Raw genomic sequence first — 13339 nt, 5'->3', positions numbered from 1 at the left:
TAAGCCGATGCAGCCGTATGTGTTTCCGGGTGTGTCCGTATGTGTCAGGAATGTTTCTTCCCTATCCACGTGAGGCGGTGCCAGACGGTCTCCAGCGGGCCGCGTTTGAAGTGGCGGAACCACCAGTGGGCAAACGCCAGCTGGAGCAGGAAGAAAGCGATGCCAATCAGGAGGCTCAGCGTGGTTCCGCAATAGCGGTGCATCTCCAGCCCGTATCCATAGTAGATAAAACTTCCGATGACGGATTGGGTGATGTAATCGGTGAGGCTCATCTTGCCGTATGGCACTAAGAGGCGTTGCACTTTCCCTTTGTTTATCCAGTAAAGGATGAGGAAGGCGCTGACCATTACCAGCATGAAAGCCAGGTTGTACCAGGAGTTCCAGATGGTTTCCATCGAGGCTTTCAGGAACGGGTTTTTGATTTGCGAATAGATAAAGTCTTTCAGATAGTAAAGGATGACCGCGCAGGGCAAAGCGTAGATGCCTGTCCGTTGCCAGAAGCCCATCACCCTACCGTGTGTCTCGTCGGTCATGCGGAACAGTCCTTTCCGTCCAATCAGCATGCCTATCATGAAGAGGGAGGCGGTCTGGAACACACGCCCGTAGCACCATGCCCAGTTGAGGCTGGCAAGCTGGCCGGTCACGAAGTTCGCCTTCACCATTTCCCACCAGGAACTTCCTCCGAGTTGCGGGTATACATCGCCCAGCGAGTAAATCATTTGTTGCGGATTGGCTTCGGGGTTTATCAGGGCATAAATCACTTTACACCATTCCAGCGGTTGGAGCATTAGGAAAAAGGCAATCCATGCCACCGTCTTGTCCGAGAGATGCCGGACCGGCACCAGCACGAATCCCAAAAGCGCGTAAAGCACCAATATCTCGCCGGGGAAGAAGGAGGCATTGATGAATCCGAAGCCCAGCAGCAGGACGAGCCGCCACATATACCGGTTCCGGAAGTCTTCGCCCCGTTTCTCGCAATTGTGGCTTTGCAGGTAGAAGGTAAAGCCGAAAAGTAAGGCGAAGATAGCGTATGCCTTTCCTGAAAAGAGGAAGAAAAGCATGTCCCACAGGTGCTTGTCGAGGCTGGAAAGCAGGGGAGAGCCGGCTTCCGGAAAAGAATAATAGTTGAAGTGTTCAATGTTATGTAAGAGGATGATTCCCATTACGGCAAATCCTCGGAGGGCGTCAACCGCCAAGATGCGTTCCTTGGAACGCAGAAGTTCGTTTCCCATGTGTCGCTTTAAGTTTGGTTAATTAGTAAAAAAAATTAGAGTTGCAAACATACGACATTTCTCTGACATATGCGAATTAAGAGCCTGTTAAAATTTTGCTCAGGTTAATTTTGCGAATTGTTTTCGAGGATGTTTTCTGACTTTATGAGGAGGATAACGGGCTATCTGGCGAATAAAACCGGGAAAACAGACCGGAAACAAACGCAAAAGAACCTGATAGAATATTGCTTTATTGGAAAATTTAAACAGGCTCTAAGAAGCTGTTTTGAATTTATCGTGCGATGATTTGGGATGAGTTTTTGAGGCATTTTCGCTTCTGTGATGAGGAAGATAGCGGGCTATCTGACGAAGAACAGGAGCGGAAAGGACCAAAAAATCGCCCAAAGCACACACGAAACCGGATACATCAAGCCAAGAAAAACTTTTTGGAGAAATTCAAAACAGCTTCTAAGGTTGCATATATCTGAACGGGAAGGCTTGGGCGTGAGGCTTGAAAGGAAATAAATGTTCTTTTTCTATTCATTTTGTATTCTTTACATTGCAAAATTGAAACGGTCTTGACATAGAAGGGTAGGAAAGGGGGAAATAATAGGGAAATTTTTCTTTAATAGTGCGCAGAGCTTTCCTTTGTATTTATCTTTTTTTAAATTTGCGGTCAGAATAATGAAAAACCATTTTTATAACCTAACATGGCTAATCTGATAAAATTACGTAAAGGTCTGAACATAAACCTGAAGGGAAAAGCCGCCGAAGAGGTGATAAAAGTAAAAGAACCGGGATTTTATGCGATATGTCCTGAAGACTTTACCGGAGTCACTCCGAAAGTGGTTGTGAAAGAACAGGAATATGTGATGGCGGGAGGGCCCTTGTTTATCGACAAGAATCATCCTGAGATGAAGTTTGTATCGCCAGTAAGTGGCGTAGTGACGAGTGTGGAACGCGGTGCCCGCCGGAAAGTGATGAGCATTACGGTAGAAGCAGCTTCCGAGCAGGATTATGAAGAGTTTGGCAAGCAGGATGTTGCCAAGCTGGATGGGACTGCCGTAAAAGAATTGTTGTTGAATGCAGGTTTGTTTGCGTTCATCCGCCAACGCCCGTATGATGTGATTGCCGACCCGGCGATTGCGCCGCGGGCTATTTTTGTGTCTGCTTTCGATTCGAATCCGTTGGCTCCTGACTTTGAGTTCGCGTTGAAAGGCGAGGAAGCGAATTTCCAAACCGGGCTGGATGCTTTGGCTAAGATAGCCGGCGTGTATCTCAGCATCAGCGCAAGCCAGCAGGCTAAGGCATTGACTCAAGCGAAAGGCGTTACATTGACCGTATTCGAAGGCCCGCATCCTGCCGGCAATGTCGGTGTGCAAATCAATCACATCGCTCCGGTAAATAAGGGCGAGACCGTATGGGCGGTTGATCCGCAAGCGGTTATCTTTATCGGCCGCCTGATGAATACGGGTAGGGTGGATTTGACCCGTACCGTTGCCATCACGGGTTCTGAAGTGAAGAAGCCGGCATATTGCAAATTGAAGGTGGGCGCGATGCTGACCGATGTGCTTGCCGGTAATATTAATAAGGAGAGGGAAGTGCGTTACATTAGCGGAAACGTCCTGACCGGGAAGCAGATTCCGGCAAATGGTTTCTTGGGCGCTTTCCATTCCCAAGTGACGGTAATTCCCGAAGGAAATGACGTGCACGAAATGTTGGGCTGGATAATGCCCCGCACGAATGACTTCAGCGTGAGCCGTTCTTACTTTAGCTGGCTGATGGGCAAGAAGAAAGAATATGTGTTGGATGCCCGTGTAAAGGGAGGCGAACGCCACATGATTATGTCCAACGAATATGATAGGGTGTTTCCGATGGACATTCTGCCGGAATACCTGATTAAGGCTATCATCGCCGGTGATATTGACCGGATGGAAGAACTGGGTATCTATGAGGTGGCTCCCGAAGATTTCGCGCTTTGCGAATTTGTCTGCTCTTCGAAGATGGAACTTCAGCGTATAGTCCGTGAAGGTTTGGATATGCTTCGCAAGGAGATGTGTTAATATAAATAATAAGGTAACAAGGGGATAGGTTAACAAGTGTACGAGGCTTTAAAAACCTTGTTAACTGATGCCTTGTCAACTAAAAATAATAATTAAATGAAAGCATTAAGAAATTATCTCGATAAGATAAAGCCGAACTTTGAGGAGGGAGGCAAATACCATGCTTTTCGTTCGGTGTTCGATGGCTTCGAAACATTCTTGTTCGTGCCGAATGCCACTTCGAAAACAGGTACTCACATCCACGATGCGATAGATAGCAAACGTATCATGTCGTTCGTGGTCATTGCTTTGATGCCGGCTTTGTTGTTCGGTATGTATAATGTGGGTTACCAGCATTATCATGCGGCAGGCGTGGAAGGCAGCTTTATAGAATTGTTCGGATATGGTTTCCTTGCCGTGTTGCCTAAAATCATTGTTTCGTATGTCGTAGGTCTGGGCATTGAGTTCATTGTTGCCCAATGGAAGAAAGAAGAGATTCAGGAAGGTTTTCTGGTAACGGGTATGTTGATACCGATGATTGTTCCGGTAGATTGTCCGTTGTGGATGCTTGCCGTAGCCACGGCGTTTTCGGTAATCTTCTGTAAGGAAGTGTTTGGCGGGACAGGTATGAATATCTTCAATCCGGCGTTGATTACCCGCGCATTTCTGTTCTTTGCTTATCCTACCAAAATGTCGGGCGATACCGTATGGGTTTCGGGCGATAGCATTTTCGGATTGGGCAAGACGGTAGATGGCTTGACCGCCGCTACTCCGTTAGGCGTGGCTAAGGTTGCCGAGTGCCCTGCTTTCTCGTGGGATATGGTGACCGGTCTGATTCCGGGCTCTATCGGCGAGACGAGCGTAATTGCCATTGCTATCGGTGCCGTTATCCTATTATGGTCGGGCGTGGCAAGTTGGAAAACGATGTTGTCTGTATTTGTCGGCGGTGCCGTTATGGGTTGGGTGTTCAATCAATGGGGACCGGATACGGCAGTTGCCCACATGCCTTGGTACGAACATTTGTGCTTGGGCGGTTTCTGTTTCGGCGCTGTATTTATGGCGACCGACCCGGTCACTTCTTCCCGTACGGAGAACGGCAAGTTTGTTTACGGATTCCTGATTGGCGCGATGGCAATCATTATCCGTGTATTGAATCCGGGCTATCCGGAGGGCATGATGCTGGCAATCCTGCTGATGAATATCTTTGCACCGCTGATTGACTATGTAGTGGTACAGAATAATATTTCGCGTCGTGCGAAACGTGCTATGTCTAACAATTAAACCGAATATACAATGAATACGAATAGCAATTCTTATACGATCATTTATGCTTCGGTATTGGTTATTATCGTAGCGTTTTTGCTGGCTTTCGTCAACTCTTCTTTGCGCGAACTGCAAGGAAAGAACGTTGAGCTGGATACGAAGAAACAGATTCTTTCTTCACTGGGCATTCGCGATGTGCAGAATCCCGAAGCCAAGTTTGCCGAGGTGGTGAAGGAAGATATGCTGGTGGCTGAAGACGGTTCGCTGAAACCGTATGAAGGCGCTTTTGTCACCGGATATGAGAAAGCATATAAAGAAAAAGGAGAAGCTCATCTCTTTGTCTGTGAAGTGGACGGGGAAACAAAGTATGTTATTCCTGTTTACGGTGCCGGCCTTTGGGGGGCCATCTGGGGATATGTGGCGCTGAACGAAGACAAGAATACCGTGTATGGCACTTATTTCTCTCATGCTTCGGAGACTCCGGGCTTGGGTGCGGAAATCGCTACCGAGCATTTCCAAAACGAGTTTAAAGACAAGAAAGTCATGGATGGTTCTGTGGTTGGTCTGGATGTCGTGAAGAACGGGAAGGTGGAGAAGCCGGAGTTCCAGGTGGATGGAATCTCAGGCGGTACAATCACTTCGGTAGCGGTAGGCCAGATGTTAAAGAGCTGCATGGGTCATTATACCAATTTTTTAACTACTAAATAAGGAGGACGAATATCATGGGAAGTTTATTTTCAGCTAAGAATAAAGAGGTATTTTCTACTCCGATAAGCATGAACAACCCGGTAACGGTTCAGGTATTGGGTATCTGTTCTGCACTCGCCGTAACCTCTAAGTTGGAACCGGCTATCGTAATGGGTCTTTCCGTGACGATTATTACGGCATTTTCCAACGTTGTCATTTCATTGATTCGCAAAACGATTCCGAACCGTATCCGTATCATCGTCCAGCTGGTAGTGGTTGCCGCTTTGGTGACAATCGTAAGCGAAGTGTTGAAGGCATTTGCATACGATGTCAGTGTGCAATTATCCGTTTACGTAGGTCTGATTATTACGAATTGTATCTTGATGGGACGTCTTGAAGCGTTTGCGATGGCAAACGGTCCGTGGGAATCTTGTCTGGACGGTCTGGGCAATGGCTTAGGCTATGCCAAGATTTTGATTATCGTGGCGTTTATCCGTGAACTTTTGGGCTCAGGTACATTGTTAGGCTACAATATATTGAATTACGATGCCATTAAGGAGGCGGGATATGTGAACAACGGCTTGATGTTGATGCCGCCTATGGCATTGATTATCGTGGCTTGCCTGATATGGTACCAGCGTGCGAAACATCCCGAATTACAAGAAAAGGAATAATAAGGAAAGGTAATGATTATGGAACATTTTATAAGTTTATTGGTCCGTTCAATCTTTGTGGACAATATGATTTTTGCATTCTTCCTGGGTATGTGTTCGTATCTGGCTGTGTCGAAGAATGTAAAAACTGCCCTCGGGTTAGGTATTGCCGTTACGTTCGTATTGGTTGTGACTTTACCGGTCAACTATCTGCTTCAGACCAAAGTGCTTGCGGCAGACGGTATCTTGGGCATTGATTTAAGTTTTTTGAGCTTCATCCTCTTTATTGCCGTTATTGCTGCCATCACCCAGTTGGTAGAAATGGTTGTAGAGCGTTTCAGCCCTTCATTGTATGCTTCATTGGGTATTTTCTTGCCTTTGATTGCCGTGAATTGTGCGATTATGGGTGCGTCTTTGTTTATGCAGCAACGCATTGGCTTGGGAGAGTCTGACCCGAAATTTATCGGCAATGTATGGGACTCTGTTTCATACGCCTTGGGGTCGGGTATAGGCTGGCTGCTGGCTATTGTGGGTCTGGCTGCCATTCGTGAGAAGATGGCTTACTCCAATGTGCCTGCCCCGTTGAAGGGCTTGGGCATAACTTTCATTACAGTAGGCTTGATGGCTATGGCATTTATGTGTTTCTCAGGTTTGAACATCTAATAAGGAAAGGAATAAGACAATGGACATGAATTTTATATTAGCAAGCATTGGAGTATTCCTGGTGACTATTCTGGTGTTGGTCATCATTTTGTTGGTGGCGAAAAAGTTCTTGGTAACTTCGGGTAAGGTAAAACTGACCATTAACGGAGAAAACCAGTTGGAAGTGGAGTCTGGTTCGACATTGCTGAACACCTTGGCTGTAAACAATATATTCTTGTCATCGGCTTGTGGCGGGAAAGGGTCTTGCGGGCAATGCAAGTGCCAGGTTTTGGAAGGTGGGGGAGAAATCCTTCCTTCGGAAGTAGGGCATTTCAGCCGTAAGCAGCAGAAAGACCATTGGCGTTTGGGATGTCAGGTGAAAGTGAAAGGCGATATGGCTATCAAAGTGCCTGAATCGGTCTTGGGTGTGAAGGAATACGAATGTACCGTTATTTCGAACAAGAATGTGGCAACGTTCATCAAGGAATTCAAGGTGCAATTGCCTGCCGGCGCGCACATGGACTTCATCCCCGGTTCGTATGCACAGATTAAGATTCCGACATTTACGATGGATTACGACAAGGATATTGACAAGTCATTGATTGGTGATGAATATTTGCCAGCATGGAAGAAGTTCAATATGTTCTCGTTGAAGTGCGTCAACCCTGAGCCGACTATCCGTGCTTATTCAATGGCGAACTATCCGGCAGAGGGTGATGTGTTCATGTTGACGGTCCGTATTGCCACGCCTCCGTTCAAACCCGACCGCAGTGGTTTTATGGACGTGAATCCGGGTATCGCATCTTCTTACATCTTCACGCTGAAGCCGGGTGACAAGGTGCTGATGAGCGGTCCTTACGGTGATTTCCACCCGATATTCGATTCGAAGAAAGAAATGATTTGGGTAGGAGGTGGTGCCGGTATGGCTCCGTTGCGTGCACAAATTATGCACATGACCCGCACACTGAACACACGCGACCGTGAAATGCATTATTTCTATGGCGCCCGTGCATTGAATGAAGTGTTCTATTTGCAAGATTTCCTGCAATTGGAAAAAGATTTCTCGAACTTCCATTTCCATTTGGCGCTTGACCGTCCTGACCCTGCTGCCGATGCCGCAGGCGTGAAATATACTCCGGGCTTCGTGCATCAGGTGATGTATGAAACTTACTTGAAGAATCACGAGGCACCCGAAGACATAGAGTACTATATGTGCGGTCCGGGTCCGATGTCGAATGCTGTTGTGAAAATGTTGGACAGTTTAGGAGTGGAATCCAGTTCAATCATGTATGATAACTTCGGAGGATAATCATTGTATTTTTATCAATAGGGAAAAAGGAGAATGGGCGTATTTGCCGGTTCTCCTTTTTTCGTAGTTCGGTCCAGTGCGACATTCTCTAACCGGTGCGCATCGCAACACGCCCGATAGTGGGAAGTGTATAGCCATAAAGTGCACTCATAGTTTTGCTTTTTAATTAGGTTAATAATCCGTTAGCTTGTAGCTTGTTTTATGTCCTCGTAAAAACAAACTAGCCACAAAGATATACTATGTGCGGCATGGATTTTGTGCATTTTGTTGATGTCACAGCTCCAGTATGCTGTCTCCGTTCCGTTCACCGCACATTACTAAACGGTACATTATCATACGCAGATTAGTTAAAAGGTTGTTGTTATTATCTTCTTCTCTCTACACAGATAACTTCGTCTAGTGTAAGATTAATAATCTTCCGCTTGTAAGATTAATAATCTTGCAGCCTGAGGATTATTAATCTTGCAGCGGATGAACCTATATGCGTTTGCCGCCGCACCTATATTCGCAAGCCTCCGTAACCGGCTGCGTCTTGCCATGATTCTATCTGGAAAGTCGGTAGTCAGTAAGCATCTGTTCGAATGCTTACGAAATTTCTAAGGCAATTTCTAAGGGAAATAGATGACGTACCTTTTTGCGGAGCATGATTTTGTTCCACATGGACATAAGGTTGTTTTTCATTCCAATGCATTTATTCTTTCAGGTATAGAACGCTTATACTTTTATCTTGGATAAACGGCAGAGTATCCGATGATAAATTCTCAAGTATCCTTGGTTCATTGGACAAGCATCTTTGCTTATGCTACTTTATTATGAAAAGAATTCTTTCTTCAATGCAGAAAGCTTATTTGCTTTCAAATAGTTTTTGCTTGTTCTTGCATTTTGCTCCGCATGTTACAATGTCGTTTCAAAACAGTGCATTTTGCTATCTTTCTATTGATTTAAATCAATAAATGATACCATCGTGTGAATTTTTCTTTGGAAATGTTTTTATGTTATGCAACATGTTCTTATCTTTGCATCGGTAAAAAGATAAAAGCTCGAGCTAAACTAAACTAGATTAAAGGGATAACATTTTATTTTTAAGGTAACAAGTTTTTAGGTAACATTTAAAATTTAGGTATTATGAAAAAGTTTGGATTAACATTAGTAGCTGCTTTAGCATTTTCTGCATCTGTTTTGGCTAACGGTGTAAACGATTCAACGACTGTTGCTAAATGGGATGGATCTATTAACAAGGCTAAACTGAGTAAGTATTTGAAACTTACTGTAACTCAGAAGGAAGAAGTTGCAGATATTTGTGATTATTTCCAAGAACAAATGAAAACGGCTAACCGCTCTACCAAAAATGCAGATCAGAAAGTGCGTAATGCTGTTTATGGAAATTTGAAATTAATGAAGGAAACGCTGGATGAAAAGCAATACGCTAAATATGTACGTCTGATGGCGTTGACTTTGAATAACAAAGGCATTAATGTTGAAAAGTAATCCGTTCACGCGATAATAATGATTAAACAGGAGGCACCCTCTTTGTAGAAGGTGCCTTTTTTTATTTTCCTTTCAATTGGTCTTCTAAACGGAGCAGTTCGTCCCGGTATTGGGCTGCTTCGATAAAGTCCAGTTTCTTGGCCGCTTCTTGCATCAATTTACGGGTGCGGTTAATGCTTTTTTGAAGTTGCTCTTTCGACATATATTGTACAATCGGATCGGCAGCGGCATACATTTGTGCAGGAGCGTCTGTGTAGGCTTTGGGTTTGGACGTACTGCTTTCGCTTTCGGTTTGTTCGAGCAAAATGTTGTTGTATGCCCGTTTGATTTGTTTGGGCGTGATTCCATGTGCTTCATTATAAGCCAATTGTTTTGCCCTTCTGCGGTTTGTTTCGTCAATGGTTTGCTGCATGCTGTCTGTTATTCTGTCTGCGTACATAATCACTTTTCCGTTTACGTTTCGGGCTGCTCGTCCTGCGGTCTGAGTCAGGGAACGGTGAGAACGGAGAAAACCTTCTTTGTCAGCGTCCAGTATCGCTACAAGTGATACTTCTGGCAAGTCCAGTCCTTCACGAAGCAAGTTGACTCCTACCAGAACGTCATATATGCCTTGCCGCAAATCTTCCATAATCTTGACCCGTTCCAGTGTCTCTACATCACTATGGATATAAGTACAGCGTATTCCGTGCTGAAGCAGGTATTCGGTCAGTTCTTCTGCCATGCGTTTGGTTAAAGTGGTAACCAATATACGCTCTTGCCTTTCGATGCGTTGCTGGATTTCTTCCATTAAGTCGTCCACCTGATTCATGCTTGGGCGTATTTCGATGATTGGGTCTAGCAGGCCTGTCGGGCGTATGACTTGTTCTACTACAATGCCTTCGCTTTGTTCCAGCTCATAGTCGTCCGGTGTGGCACTGACATAAATAATCTGTTTTGCCAATTCTTGAAATTCTTCAAACTTTAAAGGGCGATTGTCCATTGCGGCAGGCAAGCGAAAACCATATTTGATTAAGTTTTCTTTTCGGGCGCGGTCGCCTCCGTACATGGCACGGATTTGAGGGACGCTGGCGTGGCTTTCGTCAATAACCATCAGGAAATCTTTCGGGAAGAAATCGAGAAGGCAATACGGGCGTGTGCCGGGTTCTCTGCCGTCAAAATAGCGGGAATAATTCTCAATGCCTGAGCAATGCCCTAATTCGCGAAGCATTTCCATGTCGTATGTAACCCGTTCATACAACCGTTTGGCTTCGTAGTTTTTCCCTTGTTCCTCAAACCAGGCTACTTGTTTGGTTAAATCATCTTCTATTTGATGGATGGCGCGAAGCACGCTTTCCTTGGTCGTCATGAACAGATTGGCAGGATAAATCTTGTATTCGTCATATTCGTTTATCCGGTGTCCCGAAATAGGGTCGATTTCTTCTATGGCATCAATTTCATCGTCCCAAAACATTACCCGCAGGGCACTGTCTGTATATGCTAGAAATATATCTACCGTGTCTCCTTTTACCCGGAAATTGCCTCGGTTCAGTTCCAGGTCATTCCGGACATACAGGCTGTCTACCAATTTGCGCAAGAAAACGTTCCGGTCCAGTTTTTTCCCTTTTTTGATTTCGATGACGTTGTTGTAAAAATCGGCGGGGTTCCCCATGCCGTAGATACAGGATATGGATGAAATGACTACCACATCGTTTCTTCCTGATAAAAGGGCAGAGGTAGCAGCCAGTCTTAATTTATCTATTTCGCCATTGATGGCCAAATCCTTTTCTATATACGTATCAGTGGAAGGGATGTAGGCTTCCGGCTGATAATAGTCATAGTAAGACACGTAATATTCTACTGCATTATGCGGAAAGAAATTCTTGAATTCACCATACAGTTGGGCTGCAAGTGTTTTGTTGTGGCTTAATATGAGTGTGGGCTTGTTGATATTCTTGATGACATTGGCGATGGTGAATGTTTTTCCTGAACCTGTAACTCCCAGTAAAGTTTGGGCAGGAACGCCGTTTTTCACTCCTTCGGTCAATTGTGCGATAGCTTCCGGTTGGTCGCCTGTCGGCTGATAGTCTGATACGAGTTCAAAGTTCATAACTTGCTATGATTAGAAAAGTGTGTAAAATTACATAATATTTTTCATCAAAATGAAGTGGAAGGAGAATTTTTATATTAAAAAACATTGAGATATTGCATTATTCAAGGGAAAGCCGTACTTTTGCACAACTATATGGATAAACATGAAAAAGTACATCATTCTATCGATGCTTTCCGTGACGATGCTTTCTTCGTGCGGTGAGTATAATACGGTGCTGAAAAGCACGGATTATGAATATAAATATGAGGCGGCGAAAGGATATTTTGCTAAAGGGCAGAATAGCAGGGCTGCTACCTTGTTGGAAGAGCTGATTCCTATCTTGAAGGGGACGAGTAATGCGGAAGAGTCGGCATACATGCTGGCTATGACGTATTTCAATCAAGGTGACTATATCTCTGCCTCTCACTATTTTAATGTTTATTATACCACTTATCCGCGTGGAACGTATACCGAATTGGCTCGTTTCTTTTGTGGAAAATCATTGTATTTGGATACGCCTGAACCTCGTTTGGACCAGACTAGCACGTATAAGGCAATTGATGAATTGCAGATGTTCATCGAATATTTTCCGACCAGTTCCAGAAAGGATTTGGCTCAGAACATGATTTATGAATTGCAGGATAAGTTGGTGGAAAAAGAATATTTGTCGGCTAAGTTGTATTATGATTTGGGGTCATATACAGGAAATACATCGTATAGCAGTACAGGTAACAATTATCTGGCAGCGGTAGTAACTGCCCAAAACGTGCTGCGTGATTATCCTTATACGAAGAGAAGGGAAGACCTTTCTATCTTGATTTTACGTGCCAAGTACGATATGGCAAAAGAGAGTGTGCTCGAAAAGAAAGAGGAACGTATGCGTGATGCCATTGATGAATATTATGCGTTCAAGAACGAGTATCCCGAAAGCAAGTACATCAAAGAAGTGGAGGCTATTTATAAGGATGCCAGCCAATATGTGAAAGAGGAAGATTAATTTAGGTTTATAATAAAGTAAAATTATGGATTACAAAAAAACAAATGCTCCTACCAATACCATCACCCGTAATGTAATGGAATTGTGTGAAGATACCGGCAATATCTATGAAACCGTAGCCATTATCGGTAAACGTGCGAACCAGATAGGCGTGGAGATGAAGAACGATTTGTCGAAGAAATTGCAGGAGTTTGCTTCGTATAACGATAACTTGGAAGAAGTCTTTGAGAACAGAGAGCAGATTGAAATTTCACGTTATTATGAGAAACTTCCGAAGCCGACGCTGATTGCTACGCAAGAATACATCGAAGGTAAGGTGTATTATCGGAATCCGGCGAAAGAAAAAGAAAAATTGCAATAATTAGTTTGATTAAACGACACAGAAACGTATTGCCGCATCCTGCAAGAAGGAAGAGAATACGCTTCTGTGTTTTTTATTTGTATAATTTTAGGTAAGGAATCGATTATGATACAGCGTATTCAGTCTGTTTATTTATTTATTGTTTTTGTTCTCTTGATTATCATGATGTCGGTGTCAGTCGGACATTTTTATACCGAAACCAGTGTAGCGGAAATGTCCAATTTATGTGTGACAACGGCAGACGGCGCTTCCGATTATACGCCGTGGGCATTGTTTGTTTTGTTGCTTATTTCAACGGCATTGTCGTTTGTGACCATTTTCTTATATAAGAAGCGCATGTTGCAAATCCGCTTGACTGTTTTCAGCAGCATTGTGTTGGTAGGGTATTACATCACATGTGCGGTATTTGCTGTTTCTACCTTGTCTGCATACGGTAGCTTTACTCCTTCATGGTCTGTTTGTTTGCCGTTTGTATGTATTATTTTGAATTGGCTTGCCATTCGGGCTATTGGCAAGGATGAAGTGCTGGTACGAGCATACAATACAATTCGATAAGTGAATGTGTCATCATGGGTTATAGCATGCCAGATTGACAGTTACAAAATGTGGACAGTCAAG

General features: G+C 44.3%; 13 protein-coding genes. 11 read left to right on the top strand and 2 right to left on the bottom strand.

Annotated elements, in window-relative coordinates; all coding sequences use genetic code 11:
* Positions 1–44: 44 nt before the first annotated feature.
* Entirely contained in the window at positions 45–1232 is a 1188-nt protein-coding gene (locus BACSA_RS03990; protein WP_013616833.1) for a DUF418 domain-containing protein, read from the bottom strand.
* A gap of 281 nt (positions 1233–1513) precedes the next feature.
* Between BACSA_RS03990 and BACSA_RS03985 the strand changes: the two genes are divergently transcribed.
* The 8 genes from BACSA_RS03985 to BACSA_RS03950 all read left to right on the top strand — a co-directional run bounded on the left by BACSA_RS03985 (position 1514) and on the right by BACSA_RS03950 (position 9295).
* Complete coding sequence (locus BACSA_RS03985) at positions 1514–1699, top strand: hypothetical protein (protein WP_041583876.1); 186 nt, start codon at positions 1514–1516, stop codon at positions 1697–1699.
* A 222-nt stretch (positions 1700–1921) separates the two neighbouring features.
* On the top strand, positions 1922–3274 hold the full coding sequence (locus BACSA_RS03980) for a Na(+)-translocating NADH-quinone reductase subunit A (protein WP_013616832.1): 1353 nt from the start codon (positions 1922–1924) through the stop codon (positions 3272–3274).
* 96 nt (positions 3275–3370) lie between these two features.
* Positions 3371–4534 (top strand): NADH:ubiquinone reductase (Na(+)-transporting) subunit B, encoded by a 1164-nt coding sequence (locus BACSA_RS03975; protein ID WP_013616831.1) that lies wholly within the window; start codon positions 3371–3373, stop codon positions 4532–4534.
* Between the two features lie 12 nt (positions 4535–4546).
* Positions 4547–5224, top strand: coding sequence for an NADH:ubiquinone reductase (Na(+)-transporting) subunit C (gene nqrC / locus BACSA_RS03970; protein ID WP_013616830.1), 678 nt, complete (start codon positions 4547–4549; stop codon positions 5222–5224).
* A 14-nt stretch (positions 5225–5238) separates the two neighbouring features.
* The gene (locus BACSA_RS03965) at positions 5239–5877 is read left to right on the top strand and encodes an NADH:ubiquinone reductase (Na(+)-transporting) subunit D (protein ID WP_013616829.1); all 639 of its coding nucleotides are present in this window, start codon (positions 5239–5241) and stop codon (positions 5875–5877) included.
* Between the two features lie 18 nt (positions 5878–5895).
* The gene (gene nqrE, locus BACSA_RS03960) at positions 5896–6519 is read left to right on the top strand and encodes an NADH:ubiquinone reductase (Na(+)-transporting) subunit E (RefSeq protein ID WP_041584217.1); all 624 of its coding nucleotides are present in this window, start codon (positions 5896–5898) and stop codon (positions 6517–6519) included.
* A 19-nt stretch (positions 6520–6538) separates the two neighbouring features.
* The gene (gene nqrF, locus BACSA_RS03955; protein ID WP_041583875.1) at positions 6539–7807 is read left to right on the top strand and encodes an NADH:ubiquinone reductase (Na(+)-transporting) subunit F; all 1269 of its coding nucleotides are present in this window, start codon (positions 6539–6541) and stop codon (positions 7805–7807) included.
* A 1125-nt stretch (positions 7808–8932) separates the two neighbouring features.
* Complete coding sequence (locus BACSA_RS03950; protein ID WP_013616826.1) at positions 8933–9295, top strand: hypothetical protein; 363 nt, start codon at positions 8933–8935, stop codon at positions 9293–9295.
* Between the two features lie 61 nt (positions 9296–9356).
* Here the strand turns inward: BACSA_RS03950 and uvrB are convergent, their stop codons facing one another.
* Entirely contained in the window at positions 9357–11381 is a 2025-nt protein-coding gene (gene uvrB / locus BACSA_RS03945) for an excinuclease ABC subunit UvrB (protein WP_013616825.1), read from the bottom strand.
* 145 nt (positions 11382–11526) lie between these two features.
* On the opposite strand from uvrB, the gene BACSA_RS03940 reads away from it, so the two are divergent.
* The 3 genes from BACSA_RS03940 to BACSA_RS03930 all read left to right on the top strand — a co-directional run bounded on the left by BACSA_RS03940 (position 11527) and on the right by BACSA_RS03930 (position 13276).
* Positions 11527–12360, top strand: coding sequence for an outer membrane protein assembly factor BamD (locus BACSA_RS03940; RefSeq protein ID WP_013616824.1), 834 nt, complete (start codon positions 11527–11529; stop codon positions 12358–12360).
* Between the two features lie 25 nt (positions 12361–12385).
* Positions 12386–12721 (top strand): DNA-directed RNA polymerase subunit omega, encoded by a 336-nt coding sequence (locus tag BACSA_RS03935; protein ID WP_013616823.1) that lies wholly within the window; start codon positions 12386–12388, stop codon positions 12719–12721.
* 105 nt (positions 12722–12826) lie between these two features.
* A complete protein-coding gene (locus BACSA_RS03930) occupies positions 12827–13276 on the top strand; it encodes a DUF4293 domain-containing protein (protein WP_013616822.1) in 450 nt (149 codons plus the stop codon).
* Positions 13277–13339: the final 63 nt, after the last annotated feature.

The organism is Phocaeicola salanitronis DSM 18170, from assembly GCF_000190575.1.
Taxonomy (GTDB): Bacteria; Bacteroidota; Bacteroidia; order Bacteroidales; family Bacteroidaceae; genus Phocaeicola; species Phocaeicola salanitronis.
The sequence above is the reverse complement of the archived record's forward strand: the minus strand, read 5'-3'. Positions and strand labels throughout refer to the sequence as shown.